Origin of the sequence: Streptomyces abyssomicinicus, from assembly GCF_008974245.1 — a bacterium.
GTDB classification, from domain to species: domain Bacteria; phylum Actinomycetota; class Actinomycetes; order Streptomycetales; family Streptomycetaceae; genus Streptomyces; species Streptomyces abyssomicinicus.
Map to the genome: position 1 here is coordinate 1620522 of NZ_BBZI01000005.1, position 17251 is coordinate 1637772.

Genomic DNA, 17251 nt, shown 5'->3' on the forward strand with positions numbered 1-17251 from the left:
GCGCCGGAGGAGGAGGCAGGCGTCAGCGCCTCCTCCTCCGGCGCACCCGTCACACGAGTGAGAGGAGGGCGGATGACAACCCCGTCCACCCCGGCAGACCCGGCAGGCACGGCCCCGGCAGGCGCAGCCGCAGGTGCCGGCGCAGACCAGGGCGCAGGCCGAGGCACAGGCGCGGGACCGGACACCGGCACGCGGCAGCCCGTCCTGGAGGCCACCGGCATCCGCAAGCAGTTCCCGGGCGTGCTCGCCCTGGACCAGGTCGCCCTGCGGCTCTACCCCGGCGAGGTGCACGCCCTGATGGGCGAGAACGGCGCCGGCAAGTCCACCCTGATCAAGGTGCTCACCGGTGTCCACCCGGCCGACGACGGGACCCTGCTCGTCGACGGCGCGCCCCGGTCGTTCGCCGACCCTCTCCAGGCGCAGCAGGCGGGCATCAGCACCGTCTACCAGGAGGTCAACCTCTGCCCCAACATCTCGGTGGCCGAGAACATCCTCATCGGACGCGAACCCCGGCGGTTCGGCCTGGTCCACTGGTCCGCGCTCAAGCGGCGCGCCGCCGAGCTCCTCACCGAACTCGACCTCGACCTCGACGTCTCCACCCCGCTCGGCTCCCACTCCCTCGCCGTGCAGCAACTGGTCGCCATCGTGCGGGCGGTGGACCTGTCCGCCAAGGTGCTGGTGCTCGACGAACCGACCTCCAGCCTCGACCGCGAGGAGGTCGCCCAGCTCTTCACCCTGGTGCGCCGCCTGCGCGACCGCGGTGTGGCCATCCTGTTCGTCACCCACTTCCTCGACCAGGTCTTCGAACTCTGCGACCGCGTCACCATCCTGCGCAACGGCCGCCTCGAGGGTGAGTACCCCATCGGCGAACTCACCCCGGTCACCCTGGTGCAGCGGATGATCGGCGGCGAACTCGCCACCCTCGACGAACTCTCCGAGAAGGCCCAGGAGGAAGCCGCCGAGCGCGTGGCCGGCGAACCCTTCCTCACCGCACGGGAACTGGGACGCGCCGGATCCGTCGAGCCCTACGACCTCGACGTCCACGCGGGCGAGGTCATCGGCCTCGCCGGACTCCTCGGCTCCGGACGCACCGAGGCCGCGCGGCTCCTGTTCGGCGCCGACACCGCCGACTCCGGCAGGGTGACCGTCGAAGGCAGGACGGTCTCCCTGCGGACGCCGCGTCACGCCATCGCCCGCAAGATCGCCTTCTGCTCGGAGAACCGCAAGGCCGAGGGCATCTTCGGCGAGCTGACGATCCGCGAGAACATCATCCTCGCCCTCCAGGCGGCACGGGGCTGGACCCGCCCCCTGTCCCGCACCAAGCAGGACGCGCTCACCCGGCGCTGGATCGAGGCCCTCGACATCCGCCCCGCCGACCCCGAGGCCCAACTGCGCAACCTCAGCGGCGGGAACCAGCAGAAGGTCCTCCTCGCGCGCTGGCTGCTGACCGAACCCAGGCTGCTCATCCTCGACGAACCCACCCGGGGGATCGACGTCGGCGCCAAGGCGGAGATCCAGAAGCTGGTCGCCCGCCTCGCCGCCGACGGCACCGCCGTGCTGTTCATCTCCGCGGAACTCGAGGAGGTCCTCCGCCTCAGCCACCGCGTCGCCGTCCTGCGCGACCACCGGATGGTGGCCACCCTCGTCAACGACGACGGCGTCACCCCCGACCGCATTCTGGCCACCATCGCCACCGGAGCGGACTCATGACCAACCGGCTCGACCCGCCCGCCGGGACGGCCCGCGGCCCGATGCTGAAGAGGCTCGCCGGACACCGGCTGCTGTGGCCCTCGCTCGTGCTGATCGCCCTGCTGCTCGGCAACCTCGCCTTCACCCACGACTTCTTCGCCGTACGCATCCGGGACGGGCACCTGTACGGGAGCCTCATCGACATCCTCCAGTACGGCGCGCCCCTCACCCTGGTCGCCCTCGGCATGACCATGGTGATCGCCACCCGGGGCATCGACCTCTCGGTGGGATCCACCGTCGCCATCGCCGGCGCACTCGCCTGCGAACACATCGCCACCTCGTCCGACCCCGACGGCGCCGGCACCGTCCTGACCGCCGTCGCGGTGGCTCTGGGCGTCGCCGTCGTCCTCGGTCTCTGCAACGGCCTGCTGGTGGCCCGGCTGGGCGTGCAGCCCATCGTCGCCACCCTCATCCTGATGGTCGCGGGCCGCGGCGTGGCACAGCTGATCACCGACGGGCAGATCATCACGGTGACCAGCGACAAGTACCACATGATCGGCGGCGGCCACTGGCTCACCTTCCCCTTCGCCGTCCTGCTCGCCGCCGCCCTGGTCGCCCTCACCGCCCTCGTCACCCGGCGCAGCGCCCTCGGCCTGCTGATCGAGTCCGTCGGCGGCAACCCGGCGGCCGGCCGCCTGGCCGGCATCCGCGCGGCCGGACTGCTGACCCTGGTCTACGTCTTCAGCGCGCTCTGCGCGGCCGTCGCCGGCCTGATGATCAGTTCCAACGTCAACGCCGCCGACGGCAACAACGCCGGACTGTGGATCGAACTCGACGCCATCCTCGCGGTCGTCATCGGCGGCACCGCCCTCACCGGCGGCCGGTTCTCGCTCGGCGGCACGGTCCTCGGCGCGATGATCATCCAGACCCTCTCCACCACCGTCTACACCCTCGGCGTGCCGCCCGAGACCACCCTCGTCTTCAAGGCGTTCGTGGTCATCGCCGTCTGCCTGGTGCAGTCCCCGGCCTTCCGGGCCAGGATGCCGCGGCGCCGAAAGACCGGGCACCCCCGATCCGACACCACGGCGGGCGCCGCCGGCCGGCAGCAGGAGGCCCGCGCATGAGCACCGGCATCGCCAACACCGCCGCACGACTCACCCGTCCGCTGTCCCGCGGCGGGTCCCGGCGGGCCGGGACCAGGATCCCGCTGATCGTCACCGCCGTGCTGCTGGTGGCCATGTTCACCGTCGGATCGCTGCGCTACGACGGCTTCTTCTCCACGCAGGTGGTCCTCAACCTGCTGATCGACAACGCGTTCCTGCTGGTGGTCGCCGTCGGCGCGACGTTCGTGATCCTCACCGGAGGCATCGACCTGTCGGTCGGTTCCATGGTCGCGCTCTCCACCATGATCACCGCCTCGCTGGTCGAGCACCAGGGGTGGTCGCTGGGCGCGGTGATCCCGCTGGTCCTGGCGATCGGGGCGAGCGGGGGCGCGCTGATGGGGTGGATCATCCACACCTTCGAGATCCAGCCCTTCATCGTCACCCTGGCCGGCATGTTCCTCGCCCGTGGCCTCTGCTACACCATCAGCACCGAGTCCATCACCATCGACGACCCGACCACGGTGAGCATCGCCCAGGCCCGGCTGTACGGATCCGGCGGGCTCTTCGTCTCCGTCTCCGTCATCATCGCCCTGGTCGTGCTCCTGATCGCCTTCGTCGTGCTGCACCACACCCGCTTCGGCCGGGGCGTCTACGCCCTGGGCGGCAACGAGACCTCGGCACGGCTGATGGGCCTGCCGGTGGGGTCGACCAAGGTGGCGGTCTACGCCATCAGCGGTCTGTGCTCCGCGCTGGGCGGCGTCCTGATGACCTTCTACATGCTCTCGGGCTACGCCCTGCACGCCATGGGCATGGAACTGGACGCCATCGCCGCGACCGTCATCGGCGGCACCCTGCTGACCGGCGGTTCCGGTTTCGTCCTGGGCACCGCCCTCGGCGTCCTCGTCCTCGGCATGATCCAGACGGTGATCAACTTCCAGGGCACGCTGAGCTCCTGGTGGACCCGGATCGTCATCGGCGGCCTGCTGCTGGTCTTCATCGTGCTCCAGCGGCTGATGACGGGGCGCCGGGCCGAGACCGACTGACCGGGGCCCACCGCGGCCCGCGCGGCCGCCCGTCCCGGCCGTCCTTCCCGACGTGCCGCGCCCACCCGCCGCCCTCCGGGCGGCGGGTGGGCGCGGCACCTTCGGCCCGGCCCGGGCCGTCGCGACGACGACGCCCGAGCCGGGCCCGCGGTCAGTCCCCCGGCGTCGGCCGCCGCCGCGCGGTGCTCGCGCGCACGATGAGCTCGGGGGCCAGCGTGAGGTGGGTGGTGCCCTCCGCCGTGCCCTCGATGTGCTCCAGCAGCAGGCCTATGCTGCTCCGCCCGAGCGAGGCGAAGTCCTGCCGCACGGTCGTCAGCGGCGGCGGGAAGAACTCCGCCTCGGGGATGTCGTCGAAGCCGGCGACCGCCACGTCCGCCGGGGTCTCCAGCCCGGCCTCCCGGAAGGCCCGCAGCACTCCGAGCGCCATCTGGTCGTTGGCGACGAACACCGCCGTGAGGCCGTCACCCTGACCGGGCGACGACAGCACCCGCCCCGCGAGCTGCTGTCCCGCCTGGTACCCCGACAACGGGCTCCAGTCGCCCCGCAGCAACGGGGGCGCCTCGACTCCGGCGTCCCGCAGCGCCGCCTCCCACCCGGCCGTCCGCGCCTCGCTCTCCAGCCAGTCGGCGGGGCCCGCCACGTGCCAGACGGTGGAGTGGCCGGCGGTCAGCAGGTGCTCGGTGATCATCCGCGCGCCGAGATGCTGGTCCAGGGAGACCCCGGGCAGATCCAGGTCGTGACCGCCCTCCACGGTGACCACCGGGCACGGCGCCTCCAGGGCCGCCAGCGCCCGCACGGCGTCCCGCCAGGGCGTGATGGCGACGATCCCCTCCACACCCCACCCCGAGAGGTGCTGCACCGCCTCGGTGAGCGCCTCCTCCGTGGCCGCCCGCAGTGTGACGGCGGAGGTCAGGTAGCCGCGTTCACGGGCCGCCTCCTGCACCCCCGCCAGCGTGCTGGCGGGCCCGTGCAGCGTGGTGTTCACGGCGATGACCCCGAGCGTGTGCGTCCGCCGGGTGGCGAGCGCGCGAGCCGCCGAATTGCGGCGGTAGCCCAACTCCTCGATCACCGCCGTCACCGCCGCGCGAGTCTTGGCGCTGACGTTCGGATGGCCGCCGATGACACGCGAGACCGTCTGGTGGGACACGCCGGCGACCCGGGCGACGTCCGCCATCGTGGGCGCCCTGGAGCCGTCCGGTAGCTGGATCAATCCTCTTCCTTCCTCGATGGGCGGCCGGTCCCGGGGTGCCGTCCCGCGCAGTGCGGCGCTCCGGAGTGCGGACCGGTCCGCGGGTCACGCGGCGAACACTCGATGCGAGCGCTCACATCGTGCTTCCGGCAAACCGTCAACCGCACGCCGCAATTTTGTCTCCACCCTTGAGTCAGCGCCATGTTAGCGCTCACAATTCTCAGGCCCACCCATACTCGGCCGCGGGGTCCCGCGAGATCTCTCCCGAGAGCCGCGGCCGATCCTGGAAGGACGGTGAGAGCGTAGTGAACAAGACTCCCCTCAAGAACCTGCGGCGCGAGGTGCTGGCGGCCAACCTCCGGATCCCCGAGGCCGGCCTCGCGACCCTCACCTGGGGGAACGTCAGCGGCGTGGACCGGGAGGCGGGAGTCTTCGTCATCAAGCCCTCGGGGGTCTCCTACGACGACCTGACCGAGGAGGACCTGGTCGTGGTGTCGCTCGACGACGGCCACGTCGTCGCGGGCGAACTCCGGCCCTCCACGGACACCGAGACGCACCGCTGCCTCTACCGGGCCTTCCCGTTCATCGGCGGCGTGACCCACACCCATTCCACCCACGCGGTCGCCTTCGCCCAGGCCCGCTGCCCCATCCCCGTCCTGGGCACCACCCACGCCGACACCTTCAACGGCCCCGTCCCCGTGACCGAGGACCTGACCCCCGAACAGTGCGCCCGGGACTACGAGTTCAACACGGGCGAGGTGATCGTCTCGATGCTCCGGTCCGACCCGCGGCGGGCCGAGGAGGTTCCCGGCGCCCTGGTCTCCCGCCACGGCCCCTTCACCTGGGGCCCCACCGCCACGGCCTCGCTCGAGAACGCGGTCGTCTGCGAGGCCGTCGCCGAGATGGCCCTGCACACGCTCGCCCTCCGCGCCCAGCTGGGGAGCGTCTCCGAGCCCCCGGGCCATCTGCTGGAGCGCCACTACACCCGCAAGCACGGACCCGACGCGTACTACGGCAACACCGGCCCCGCCTCGGCTCCCGCCCCGGTGCCCGCGCCCTGAGCGGATACGCCCAGGGACACGGTGTGGGTCCGGGGGCGGCACCGCCCCCGGCCCTCCGTGGGACACCGGCCGCACTCCGTCGGGCCCACCCGCGAGGGGAGTTGTCGGACCGGCGCACTAGGTTTCGGATCACCACGCAGTCGCCCGCGGCCCTGGCGGGCGGCTGCCGTCGTCGATCCCCCCGGGAGTGGGCCAGAGCATGAGCTTCGAAGCCACCTACGCGGACTTCTCCGCCGATCCGGCGCGGCTGTCCAACGTCGGCGTCACGCTCCACCGGGCCAGGCCCGCCGGGTCGCACCTGGTGGTGGACGCGGGCGGGAGCGTCACGCTGGAGTTCGAGGTGGCGGACCCGGAGGGTGTTCCCCAGGTCACGCTCACCGTCACCGCCCTCGTCTCCAAGTCCGGCCGCTCTCCCGGGTACGCACCCGTCGACGTGCTGTTCCAGGGCGAGGCGCTGGCCGAGAACCTCACCGTGCCGGGTGGCGGAGACCTACCGCAGGACAACGTCTTCGCGGTGCCCGGACGCCTGCTGAAGCGGGGGACCAACACGCTGGAGATACGGTCGTCCCCCGAGGCGCGCACGATGCTCTGGCTCCACCGCATCACCCTGGACCCCGTCTTCGAGCGGGGCCGCTCGGAGCGCGCGCGGACGGCGGAGGCCGCCCGGGACTCCGTGTTCGCCTTCCGCACCGAACGCCGCCCCGCCCATGCAGCCGCGTCGGCCCCCTGGCAGTCCGCCCCGAGGCTGCTGTTCCACGTCGACCGGGGCGAGCGGTCGTTGCCCGCGCAGCTCGGCTGGCGAGGCACGGACGGCGCCGAGGCCGCCATCAGCTTCCAGTCCAACATGTCGGACTTCCACGGCTGTTACCGCACGGCGGACGGGGCGGCGTACGAGTACCGGGGGCGGCTCACCGGCCGGTGGCCGTTCACGGCGGAGACCGAGAACCTGTCCACGGCCGCCCTGCACCGTTTCCGCACGGAGGAGGGGTGGGGCGGCGGCTGGCACGCCTCCGAGGAACTGCGGCTCCTGGTCGAGGACGGCGCGGTGCCCGTCGAGCGGGTGACCTGGCGCGATCAGCGGGGCAACTCCGGGGTGGCCGTGCTGCACGGCGTCTCCGCCGAGGCCGAGGTGGCCGGGGTGGAGGCGAGTGACGAGCTCCGTGAGGCGCACGAGGTGGCCGGCAACCTCCTCGAGGACTCCCGCGCCAAGTGGCTGGCGCCTGACGACGTCGCGCACCTCGACCTCACCCTCGCCCGCCCCGCCGCCGTCGCCTCGTACTCCCTGACGACGGCGAACGACCACCCCGACCGCGACCCCCGGGACTGGACCCTCCACGGCTCCCACGACGGCCGGACCTGGACGCCGCTGGACACGCGGACCGGCGAGACGTTCGACGCGCGGTTCCAGACACGGGAGTTCACCCTCCGCGCCGGTGCCGGCGGCGGCTTCGGCGCCGGTGCCGGGGCGGAGACCGGGGGCTACCGGCACTACCGGCTCGACATCACCCGCAACGGCGGTGCGGGCGAGGTCCAGCTCGCCCGGGTGCGCCTCGCGGCACCGGCCGACGGGCAGGCGTTCACCGGCTACTACCAGCGCTTCGACGAGGGCCCCATCGGCTACCGCGGCACGCCGGCCCCGGCGTCCCCCGGCAGCTCGGCCCGCCGCCTGGCGGTGGACCTGGAGACAGCCGCCCGGGGACTGGCCGAGACCGCCCGGTCCCTGACCGCGCTCGCCTCCCAACTACGCCACGGCCGAGGCTGATCGGCCGCCTCGACCCGTCCGGTGCCGCTCGGCCTGCCTGTTCCTGGACGGGGCGGACAGAGGTCGGGCCACCCAGCGGGCCCGCGTTCGCGCGCGTGTCGTCAGGCCGCCCGCACCGGGGCACGTGGGTGTCGGCGGAGGACCGGTAGCCTCGACGAGCTCGATCCCGAACCGGGGGAGTGTGTCAGTGAGCCTCCGTGAGCGCTGCCATCACCATCCCTAGGCTCACCCGCGGCTGGTGATGGCAGAGCGCCATCACATCGCTCCGACGGCAGGAGTCCGTGCAATGTCCCGCGTGAGGGTCCACAACTTCTCCATCTCCATCGACGGATTCGCCACCGGTGAGGGGCAGAGTCTCGACACCCCGTTCGGCCACGCCGGCGAGCGACTCCACGAGTGGTTCTTCCCGACCAGGACCTTCCAGCAGATGCAGGGCAGGCCGGAGGGGAGCGCCGGGGTCGACGGCGCCATCGCTGCCACCTGGGACGCCGGCATCGGGGCGGAGATCATGGGCCGCAACAAGTTCGGCCCTCATCGCGGGCCGTGGGAGAACCACGACTGGAACGGCTGGTGGGGGCCCAACCCGCCGTTCCACACGCCGGTGTTCGTCCTGACCCACCACCCCCGCCCCTCGGTGGAGATGGAGGGCGGTACGACGTTCCACTTCATCGACGCCACGCCGCGGGAGGCGCTCCGTCAGGCGCGCGAGGCCGCGGGCGGCCTGGACGTGAGAATCGGTGGCGGGCCGACCACGATCCGCGCGTTCCTCGCCGAAGACCTGATCGACCACCTGCACATCGCCGTCGTCCCGATCGTCCTGGGCCGTGGCGAGCGCCTGTGGGACGGACTCGAAGGACTGGAGGAGCGCTTTCGGATCGAGTCCGTGACCACCCCCAGCGGCGTCACACACATGACCTTCACCAGGCCGTAGCGACCGCCCGGCCCGTGCGGCGACCGCCTCCGTCTCCCCGGCGGCGGGTGAACCCGTCCCGGCAGGAGTCCCTACCGCGTCACGACCGGGGGCAGCGGTTCGCGGGCAGCGTGCCAGGCGGGGGGAAGGGCGGTGACGCCGGTCCGGGCGGCGACGACCCCGCCCGCGATGGCGCAGGTGGTGTCGATGTCGCCGCGCCCGGCGACCGTGACCCACAGGCACTCGTGCAGGTCGTCGAGGTGCCCCGCCGCACACCACAGGGCGTACGGGACGGTGTCGGGCCCGGACATCCGGTAGCCGGAGCCCAGGACCTCCGCGGCGTGCCGAACCGAGGTGCGCTCCGGCATCCGGGAAGCGATCCGCACCCCCGACCGGACGTCGCTGTCGGGGAGCCGCTCGGCGACTGCCTGGAGGAAGTCCGACCTGGCCGGGGCGGGCCCGCCCCGGCTGCGGGTCGCCAGCGCCGCGGCCAGGGCGACCGCCACCGCTCCGGTGATCGCCTCCGGGTGATGGTGCGAGACCGCGCTCTGGCGGGCGGCCTGCTCGGCGACCACATCGAGGTCGGCGCCGTGCCAGGCACCGAGCGGGGCGGCTCGCATGGCCGCGCCGTTGCCCCAGGAGCCCTGGCCGCCGAACTGTCCGGCGACCACCCCCTGCCAGGGCTCGCCCGTAGCGATCCGGCGCAGCACGTCGTGCATCGAGGCTCCGTAGCCTCGGTGCGTGTCCTGCGCGTAGGCCGCCGCGAGGCGCAGGGCCAGGCGGTCCTGGTCGACGACGCCCCCGCCCTCGACGAGTTCCCGGACGAGGACCAGCGCTTGGGCGGTGTCGTCGCTCCACCGCCACAGCGGTTCCGGGGGCAGCGTCCGCGTCTCGAGGGCTGCCGGACCGTGCCGGCGCAGGACGCCGAACCAGCGGTCGCCGAAGGCGTCGCCGAACGCGAGCCCGTCCAACGAGTCCAGCGCGGCAGTAGGCACGTTGATCATCGGCGCAGTATCGCAGCGCGATGGTCCTCCCTCACTCCGGTTTCGGCGCCGCCAGGCCTCCGACCTGGACCGCTCGGCATCGCGCGCCCGCACCGTCTCGCACTCACCGGGCAGGCGGGCGGCTCCTTCGGCGTCGTCCGGTGCGCCGACTTGTCATACTCATCCCGTGAACTGGCGCGAACGGGCCCGGGCGGCCGAGCAGGCAGCGGACTGGGACCTGGCGACCGCGCTGGTGAGCGCTCATGCCGAGTGCAATTCCAGCGATCCCGACATGCACGACAGCCACCTGTGGCACATGGATCTGCTGGCCCGAGCGGAACGGTTCACAGAACTCGCGTCACGCGCTCTCGACGATGGCCACGCGCGTCGGGCACTCAACAGTTCGCTCGGCGAGCGGGGGATGGATGCGGCACTGCGTCACCGCGCCGAAGACGGTGACCGTGGCGCCCTGTACGTCCTCGTCCGGCTGTTGTGCAGGACGAATCGGGTGCACGAGGCCGAGCGAGCAGTCGAGGACATCGGCCCGCAGGACCAGTACGCCCGCCGGCTCGTGGCCGAGGGCCGCAAGGCGTAGCCGTCCCGTCATCACCGGCCACCACCGCCCACGGCGGCGCGAACACCCGCTCCGGCGCCGCCCGGCCGCCACGCCCTCCGCACGGCCGAGGGTCCGCGGCGCGACGCCGCCCCCGGACGGGAACGGCGCATTTCCGTCACGGCAGATCCGGTGGCTGCGAAGCGCTCGGCCGGGCGGCCTTCCTGTTGGCTGCTCCGGCCGACGCAGGCGCAGGCTTGCCGCGGTGCGGATACGGCGGGTCCGTCCGTGCTCGGCGAGCAGACGAAGGGCGCTCGTTGAGTCGGCCGCGTGCGAAGTGTGCGCCGGCCCATACGGGAGCAGCCAGTTGGGGCGTTCACGGCGTGACCGCCGTCCGGGAAAGCTGATCCCGTGTTGACCCCGGTCTCGTGGGACGGCCTTGAGGGACCGCCGGGGTAGTGTGCGGCCGTGAGGCTTGAGCACTTGCGCGGCCACTGGTTGACGTCGATCGTCCTGCGCACCGATCTGGAGCCCAGCGAGGCCGTTGTCGTGCTGAGGTCGGAAAGCGCCGGCGTGACGCTCCGCCTCGCGGGCATCGTGCATACCAGGACCGACATCGGCAGCCCGGACGGCGACTTCGTGGACCAGGTCGTCGTGCGGGAACTGCCCGTGGACGGCCCGTGGCCGGTCGAGGCCCACCACCTTCTGCACCATCACAACAACCGTTCCGTGCTGCACTGGCTGACCATCACCGGCCCGAGCGAGGTCGAGATCGTCGCCGAGAAGTTCAGCGTCGGCCAGGTCGTGTCCGACAGGCGGTCACCATCCACCTGATCGGTGGCCGGAACAGCCTTGATGATTGCGGTCCCGGTGACGATCGCGCCCGGCACGCCGGATCGGCCTTCTCGCTGCGCACCCTCCGGGCGGACTTCCGGCCCGAGGACCTGGTGTGCGAGGGGGCCGGGGCGTTCACGGCGGCGGCCGTCACTCCGAAGCAGCGCTGCCTTCTGTACGTCCGATCGCGCGGCTCGTGGACACTCACCCCGACCGGGGACCCGAAGCGGCCTTCAGGGTTCTGCCTGGCAAACGATCTTGGCGGGTTGGCGGAGCCAGAGAATCATGTGGCGATCGCACGGAACCGCTCGAGGCGGTTGAAGCGGCGTTCGACCACGTTGCGGGCCCTGTGGGGCTCTCGGCCGAAGGGCGGCGGCCTGCCGCCCGTCTGTCCGCGCCGCACACGGTCGGCGTTCTGCTCCGCCCGCTCCGGGATCACCGCCCCGGACACCCCGTCCTCATGGAGGCTCATCACAGGGCCACCCCGTCCGATACGGCAACAGCTGAATCGCCCCCACCGAGGAGGGCGATCCCGTGTCGTCCTCCGTTCCCGTCACCCGTACGGCCCTGGCGGTGTCGTTCATCGTGCTCCCCCTGCGTCCGGGCTCTCATCCCGGCTTCCCGGGTGCCGGAGCTCCGCGGCGGTCCCGCTGGTTCCGTCTCACCGGCGCCGTTCGCGCCAGAATGACGCACACAGGACGAGAAGCCCGGGCGAGCTCGCGGAGGCGCAGCGATGCAGCAGCACGCCGACGACGGTGCCGGCCACAGGACGGACGCCGCCGAGGATCCGGAACTGTACGACGACGAGATCGACGACGACGGAGCCGAGCCGTTCGGCCATGAGGAGGCCCGCGAAGGCACGGTGGTCCAGGGCGGCGACGCCGCGCAGGGGCGTCCGGCGCAGGAGGGGAGCCCTGACGTCTTCCTGGACGTCCCCCAGCTCAAGGTCGACGAGATCGACCTCGACGTGGAGAACCTGCGGGCCCGCGTCTCCCTCCAGGCCGAGGTGCTCGACCTGCTCAAGCTGAACGTGGGTGCCGATGTCGCGCTCGGGCAGGTCCACCTCGGGATCTCCGGGGTGGAAGCACAGGCCCAGCTCAAGGTCCGGCTGGACAACGTCGCACTGATCATCAACCGGGTCCTCACGACGCTCGACCGCAATCCGCGGATCATCGAGGACCTGGTCCGCAACGTCGGGTCGGCCGTCGGCGACGTGGGCCGCGGTGCCGGGTCCGCGGTCGAGGTGATCGGCGGCGGTGCAGGTGAGGCCGTCGGAGATCTCGGGCAGGGCGTCGGCGAGCTGGTCGAGGACGTCGGCGGGAGCGCGGGAGAAGCCGTCGGCGAGGTGGGCGGCGCGGCGGGGGAGGCCACGCGCACGGCAGGAGCGACCGCCGGCTCCGCCACTCGCTCGGGAGGCGGCAGGAGCCGCACACCGTCCGCGGGCCGGGCGCCGGCACGGAAGCCGGCCAGGCGGACGGCCAACGGCGCGAACGACGGACGCCCCGAGACCGGCCGACGCCGCAAGCGTGACGACGCGTCCGAGGCGACCCGGCCCACCGGTCGCCGCGCCGCCAAGGAGCGCGGCGAGCCGCCGTGAACGGACGCACCGCCGAGCCCGCCGGCCGATGCCTCCGCCGGGGGGCACGGCCCCGACATCTCCTTCGACGCGGTCGTCAGCGGCGACCGTCTGCGCTTCGAGGAGACGCCACGGACCCGGGTCTCCTTCCCCGGCGCTGGAGCACGTGCATCGGCATCCGGCAGTGAGCGGACCAACCTGCCCCCTCGTGTGGCCCCCGGGCAGGAGTACCGCGACGTGACCGTCGTGTATCGCCTCGCCAGTCGTCTCACCGGGGAGTCGGAGGCCGGGCGGACGGCGGACCAGGACGGACGGCGGCGTGGCCGGTCTCGCCGCGCAGGGCCACGACACGGGCGCCCGCGCTGATCAGCGCGGCTGCCCCCGGCCGACCGGCGCGGGCACGGTCATGCCGTCGGCAGGGGCAGCGGGGCACGGGGACGGTGCGTTCCCTGGAGCGACCCCACAGCCGCCCCGGCGTGCGGCGAACCCGGCGTGCGGCGAACGGGTGGCACACGCCTCTTCACGTGGCCGCCACGAGGTTGCGGGAACCGGTCCGCCGGGAGCGGTGCGATGAAGCCGTCTGTCTGCATGGGCCTGATCGTCGAGACCGCGTCCCACCCGATCGGACGCTGTCCCGCCCGGGGAGGAAGCCCCGCCCCCGCGGGCCCGCGGGGTCCCCTCCCCGGACCCGCGGGCCCAGCCGTACCGGTCAGGACGGCGGCAGGTCGTGGGACCCCTCCCCGGCGTGGGGGCCTCGAGCCGTGTCCACCTGTCCCTCGCGCGTCTGTTCCTCACGCGTCGACCGGTTCGTCCGGTGCCGCCTCACCAGCGACCGGACACCCCGCACCGTGTCGACGACCAGCCGGCAGACCCCGATCCCCACCGACAGCTCGGCGGCGTGCTCACGTACGAAGTCCACCGCCGCCATGACCAGTTCCATGTCCCCTGCCCTCTCCCTCGGGTGATGCGGCTCCGTTCGCCGCCTCCCCTCTGTGGTAGCGAGGCGTCCGGCTGTCCCCAACGGGCGTCGGACGAGCACCGGACAGGACGCCGCGGACCGGCGGGAACACGTGTTGTCCGCCGTCCGGGGGACGTCCGGGCGGACACGGACATAAGCTCGGAGCCAGGCAGGACAGGGGGAGGCAACCGCATGGCGGCGGGATTCGGAAAGGTCGTTCCTGAGGCGCCCCGGGCGGTGCGGGACCTGGCGGACGGTCTGCGGACCGTGGCGCAGCGGGCCGGTTACGCCGGGGTACGGGAACTGGCGGACGGGACGGGCATCAGCCGGACGACCATCTCCGACGCGTTGACGGGCCGTCACGTGCCCAGGTGGGAGACGCTCGCCGCTCTCCTGCGCGGTTGCGATGCCGTCCCCGACCGAGGCTGGCGCACCGCCTACGAGGCCGCCAGGAACGCCGTGGAGGAGGAGAAGCAGGCGGCCCGGGAGGGCGGCCGGCCCGACAGCGGTCCTGAGGAGACGGCACCACCCACGCCACCCGGCCGGCCGGGCCCCGGAACCTTCTCCATCCGCCCGCCCTACGGGGAACTCCCGCTGCGGGTACGCGGTCGTGACGAACTGCTGGACCTCCTGGGCAGCAGACTCGCGGAGAACGGGAGCGGGAGCGGGAGCAGGCCGCAGATCCTTTTCGGCATGGGCGGCTGCGGCAAGACCACCATGGCCCTCCACCTGGCGCGGCAGGCCCGGGACCGGGGGTACCGCGTCTTCTGGCTTTCCGCCTCCACTCCGGACCGGCTGGTCGTCGGCATGCGGGAGGTCGCGCGCGAGCTCGGTGCCGACGAGGAGGCCGTCGAGGCGGCGTGGTCCGGCCGGCTCAGCGCCACCGACCTGGTCTGGGGAGAACTCGACGCCGCCGAACAGCCCTGGCTGCTGGTGGTGGACAACGCCGACGAGCCGGGGTGGCTGGCCGCGGAGAGCGGCGTCCCGGGCGACGGCACCGGCTGGCTTCGCTCCAGCCGGGCGGGGATGACCGTGGTGACCTCGAGGGTCGGCAACCCGAGTGTGTGGGGACACGAGGCGGAGACCCACCGGATCGACGTGCTCGGCCCGCTCGACGGACGGGACGTACTCCTGGACCTCGCCGGGGAGGCGGGCGACCCCGTCGAGGCCCAGGTCCTCGCCGAACGACTGGGCGGCTTGCCGCTGGCGCTGAAACTGGCGGGGTCCTACCTGTCCAGGGCCGCCCGCGGTGCCGGGCTGCTGCGCCACCGCGGTTCCCGTCCCGGGGGCAGACTGCGGAGCTTCGCCGCCTACACCGAGGCGCTCGGAGAGGCCGGAGCGGGCTTCCTCGACGAGGGTGAGCGCCGCCCCCTGGACGAGGCGGGGACGGAGCAGATGCACAGGCGCCTGGTGGGACGCACCTGGGAGCTGTCCCTCGACCTCCTGGAGGAACAACAGCTGCCGGAGGCCCGCCTCCTCATGCGGTTGCTGTCCTGCGGTGCCCCCTCACCCTTCCCCGTCGAGCTGCTCCACTCCGAAGCACTTCCGGCGGCGGAGGACGTCTTCTCGGCCGAGACCTCCCGACGGACCGGTGAGGGCAGTGCGGCCCTGGACCCGGACCGCGCGGACCGGGCCCTGGAAGCGCTGATCGACCTGAGCCTCGTGGACGTCGTGGACATCGGGCCCCACGGCTCGGACGTCGAACAGAACCCGGTCCCGTGTCTCGTCAGCCATCGGCTCGTACTCGAGGCCAACGCGTTGCGACTGGCGGACGGTCCCGCTGCCGACCGCCTGGCCATCTGGCGTGCCGTCGCCCGCATCCTCGAAGAGGGCGCCGCGCTCCCTCCCGAGCAGCCGGCCAACTGGCCCTGGTGGCGGCTGCTGGCCCCTCACGTCGGGGCCGCCCTCGGCGCGGCACCGGAGGACGACGCGGAACGAGTGGTGCTGCCCCTGCTGCGCGCCGGCCTCGCCGCGTTCGCCTTCTACGTCTTCTCCAACTCGGACACGGCCGAGGAACTGGTGCGCGTCCTCACCGGACGCAGCAGCGCCCTCCGTCCCGACCACCCCACCAGGCTCTCCATCCGGCACCGCGCTCTCATCGTCCTGCCCAGCGGGGAGGAGAAGGAGCGGGAGTACGAGGACGTCCTCGCCGCGCAGGTGGAGCGGCTGGGACCGGACCATCCGGAAACCCTGATCACCCGTCACGACCTCGCTTGTTTCCGGTTCGAGCACGGGAAGGCCTCGGAGGACGAGACGGTCGCCGAACTGCGTCAGGTGCGCGCGGTCCGACGCCGTGTACTCGGCGCGGACGACCCGTACACACTGCTGACGCACGGTGTGGCCAGCCAGTTGATCCTGGCGAGCGATCACCCCGAGGTACATGCCCGTAGGTGCGAGGAACTGCTGGCCGAGCAGTCGGCCGAGCTGGGCGCGGAGCACCCCGAGACGTTGATCACCCGCCACGACCTCGCGGTCTCCCGGCACCTGAGCGGCCAGGCGTCCGACGCCGAGACGGAGGCCGAACTGCGTGCGGTGCTGATGGCGAGTCGCCGGAGGCTCCGCCCCGCGGACACCTACAACCTGCTCATCCACGGATCGCTCGCCAACCTGATCGCGGTCCGGAGCCACGACGGGGCGGGAGGCAACGCCGAGTACCGGGCCATGATCGAATACGTCGCCTCCTCCCAGACGGATCACCGTTTCCTTCCCCTGCATCAACGACACCAGATGGCGCACGCGTTCGACGCTGCCGAGCGGTGGGCCGAGGCGGAGGTCGAGTACCGGTCGGTGCTCGACGACCTGGAAGCGGCGGACGGCAAGGGGGTGAGCCTCTACTGGGACCTCACCTACTGCCTGACCGACAACCTCACGCACCAAGGCCGCAGGCCGGACGCCATCGACACCCTCGACGCCGCCCTCACCTGGTTCGACGGCAGCGATGAAGCGCGCTCTCCCCAGCATTCCCAGGCGCTACGGCTCCGCCACAAGCGTGGCGACCTGATACGTCAGGACGGCCGCCCCGAAGAGGCCGAGCGCGAGATCCGTTCGGTGCTCGAGGACCGGCTCCGGCTCGTGGACCCTGAGGACTCCGTCGTGCTGTCCGAGCGGCACTGTCTGGCCCACACCTTGCAGGAGCTGGCGCGCCACAACGAGGCCCAGACCGAACTGCGGCACGTGGTCTCCTCCTACACGCAGGTTCTGGGCCCCGGCGACAAGCAGACCCGCAACGCCGCCTTCTGCCTGGCCCGGATGCGCCACCTGCACGGCGACAAGGCCGAGGCGCTGGGGCTGTACGAGCAGGTCCTGGAAGGCGAGATCGCCGAGTTCGGCGCCCGCCATCAGGAACCGCTGATGACCGGCTTCCGGCGGGACCAGTGCCGGCTCGACCTCGGGCTGCTCACGCCCGAGGACGCCGAGGCGGCCTTCGAGAACACCTTGTCCGCGCTGAGCGGCGTACTCGCCGACGACCATGCCTGGATCGACAGCATCCGGCAGGCGTTGGCCACGGATCGCGGCGCCGACGGGACGAAGTGAGCCGGACGTTCCGTCCGCGGGCGCGCCGGCCTCGGACAGTCGCTGCTGCGAGGCCG

General features: G+C 72.6%; 13 protein-coding genes and 1 pseudogene. 10 read left to right on the forward strand and 4 right to left on the reverse strand.

Going from position 1 to position 17251, the window contains the following annotated elements; genetic code table 11:
• Positions 1-72 precede the first annotated feature (72 nt).
• Genes GBN72_RS06840 through yjfF form a run of 3 tightly spaced genes read left to right on the forward strand, consistent with a single transcriptional unit; the run spans position 73 to position 3835 of the window.
• Positions 73-1710 carry a sugar ABC transporter ATP-binding protein gene (locus GBN72_RS06840; protein WP_151770668.1) on the forward strand — a complete coding sequence of 546 codons (1638 nt, stop codon included), beginning with the start codon at positions 73-75 and terminating at the stop codon, positions 1708-1710.
• Positions 1707-2813, forward strand: a complete 1107-nt coding sequence (locus GBN72_RS06845; protein WP_174887070.1) for an ABC transporter permease — start codon at positions 1707-1709, stop codon at positions 2811-2813. The genes GBN72_RS06840 and GBN72_RS06845 overlap by 4 nt, the downstream gene beginning before the upstream one ends.
• Positions 2810-3835, forward strand: a complete 1026-nt coding sequence (gene yjfF / locus GBN72_RS06850) for a galactofuranose ABC transporter, permease protein YjfF (RefSeq protein WP_151770669.1) — start codon at positions 2810-2812, stop codon at positions 3833-3835. The genes GBN72_RS06845 and yjfF overlap by 4 nt, the downstream gene beginning before the upstream one ends.
• A 151-nt stretch (positions 3836-3986) precedes the next feature.
• Here the strand turns inward: yjfF and GBN72_RS06855 are convergent, their stop codons facing one another.
• The gene (locus GBN72_RS06855; protein WP_174887089.1) at positions 3987-5009 is read right to left on the reverse strand and encodes a LacI family DNA-binding transcriptional regulator; all 1023 of its coding nucleotides are present in this window, start codon (positions 5007-5009) and stop codon (positions 3987-3989) included.
• Between the two features lie 320 nt (positions 5010-5329).
• Here GBN72_RS06855 and araD point away from each other — a divergent pair, with 320 nt between their 5' ends.
• The 3 genes from araD to GBN72_RS06870 all read left to right on the forward strand — a co-directional run bounded on the left by araD (position 5330) and on the right by GBN72_RS06870 (position 8778).
• On the forward strand, positions 5330-6085 hold the full coding sequence (gene araD, locus GBN72_RS06860; protein WP_151770671.1) for an L-ribulose-5-phosphate 4-epimerase AraD: 756 nt from the start codon (positions 5330-5332) through the stop codon (positions 6083-6085).
• 199 nt (positions 6086-6284) lie between these two features.
• Positions 6285-7847, forward strand: coding sequence for an alpha-1,2-mannosidase (locus GBN72_RS06865; RefSeq protein WP_151770672.1), 1563 nt, complete (start codon positions 6285-6287; stop codon positions 7845-7847).
• Between the two features lie 286 nt (positions 7848-8133).
• On the forward strand, positions 8134-8778 hold the full coding sequence (locus tag GBN72_RS06870; RefSeq protein WP_151770673.1) for a dihydrofolate reductase family protein: 645 nt from the start codon (positions 8134-8136) through the stop codon (positions 8776-8778).
• A 71-nt stretch (positions 8779-8849) separates the two neighbouring features.
• Here GBN72_RS06870 and GBN72_RS06875 read toward each other — a convergent pair whose 3' ends face one another.
• Positions 8850-9761, reverse strand: coding sequence for an ADP-ribosylglycohydrolase family protein (locus tag GBN72_RS06875; protein ID WP_151770674.1), 912 nt, complete (start codon positions 9759-9761; stop codon positions 8850-8852).
• A 166-nt stretch (positions 9762-9927) separates the two neighbouring features.
• On the opposite strand from GBN72_RS06875, the gene GBN72_RS06880 reads away from it, so the two are divergent.
• Both GBN72_RS06880 and GBN72_RS06885 read left to right on the forward strand, forming a co-directional pair.
• Positions 9928-10335 carry a hypothetical protein gene (locus GBN72_RS06880; protein WP_151770675.1) on the forward strand — a complete coding sequence of 136 codons (408 nt, stop codon included), beginning with the start codon at positions 9928-9930 and terminating at the stop codon, positions 10333-10335.
• Between the two features lie 426 nt (positions 10336-10761).
• Positions 10762-11127 carry a hypothetical protein gene (locus GBN72_RS06885; RefSeq protein ID WP_151770676.1) on the forward strand — a complete coding sequence of 122 codons (366 nt, stop codon included), beginning with the start codon at positions 10762-10764 and terminating at the stop codon, positions 11125-11127.
• A gap of 286 nt (positions 11128-11413) precedes the next feature.
• Here GBN72_RS06885 and GBN72_RS06890 read toward each other — a convergent pair.
• Positions 11414-11569: pseudogene (locus GBN72_RS06890) on the reverse strand (IS5/IS1182 family transposase); the annotation flags it as partial.
• A 291-nt stretch (positions 11570-11860) separates the two neighbouring features.
• Between GBN72_RS06890 and GBN72_RS35090 the strand changes: the two are divergent.
• Positions 11861-12724, forward strand: coding sequence for a TrbL/VirB6 family protein (locus GBN72_RS35090; RefSeq protein WP_246212287.1), 864 nt, complete (start codon positions 11861-11863; stop codon positions 12722-12724).
• A 688-nt stretch (positions 12725-13412) separates the two neighbouring features.
• On the opposite strand, the gene GBN72_RS06905 is transcribed toward GBN72_RS35090, so the two are convergent.
• A complete protein-coding gene (locus tag GBN72_RS06905; RefSeq protein WP_151770677.1) occupies positions 13413-13643 on the reverse strand; it encodes a hypothetical protein in 231 nt (76 codons plus the stop codon).
• A gap of 210 nt (positions 13644-13853) precedes the next feature.
• Between GBN72_RS06905 and GBN72_RS06910 the strand changes: the two genes are divergently transcribed.
• Positions 13854-17195 (forward strand): tetratricopeptide repeat protein, encoded by a 3342-nt coding sequence (locus tag GBN72_RS06910; protein ID WP_164540411.1) that lies wholly within the window; start codon positions 13854-13856, stop codon positions 17193-17195.
• Positions 17196-17251 lie beyond the last annotated feature (56 nt).

What these genes read in the sequence shown, in the direction of transcription:
- GBN72_RS06865 (WP_151770672.1), top strand. Translation starts at nt 6,285, where the DNA reads ATGAGCTTCGAAGCCACCTACGCGGACTTCTCCGCCGATCCGGCGCGG.
- GBN72_RS06855 (WP_174887089.1), bottom strand. Translation starts at nt 5,009, where the DNA reads ATGGCGGACGTCGCCCGGGTCGCCGGCGTGTCCCACCAGACGGTCTCG.
- GBN72_RS06910 (WP_164540411.1), top strand. Translation starts at nt 13,854, where the DNA reads ATGGCGGCGGGATTCGGAAAGGTCGTTCCTGAGGCGCCCCGGGCGGTG.
- GBN72_RS06845 (WP_174887070.1), top strand. Translation starts at nt 1,707, where the DNA reads ATGACCAACCGGCTCGACCCGCCCGCCGGGACGGCCCGCGGCCCGATG.
- GBN72_RS06875 (WP_151770674.1), bottom strand. Translation starts at nt 9,761, where the DNA reads ATGATCAACGTGCCTACTGCCGCGCTGGACTCGTTGGACGGGCTCGCG.
- GBN72_RS35090 (WP_246212287.1), top strand. Translation starts at nt 11,861, where the DNA reads ATGCAGCAGCACGCCGACGACGGTGCCGGCCACAGGACGGACGCCGCC.
- yjfF (WP_151770669.1), top strand. Translation starts at nt 2,810, where the DNA reads ATGAGCACCGGCATCGCCAACACCGCCGCACGACTCACCCGTCCGCTG.
- GBN72_RS06905 (WP_151770677.1), bottom strand. Translation starts at nt 13,643, where the DNA reads ATGGAACTGGTCATGGCGGCGGTGGACTTCGTACGTGAGCACGCCGCC.
- GBN72_RS06870 (WP_151770673.1), top strand. Translation starts at nt 8,134, where the DNA reads ATGTCCCGCGTGAGGGTCCACAACTTCTCCATCTCCATCGACGGATTC.
- GBN72_RS06840 (WP_151770668.1), top strand. Translation starts at nt 73, where the DNA reads ATGACAACCCCGTCCACCCCGGCAGACCCGGCAGGCACGGCCCCGGCA.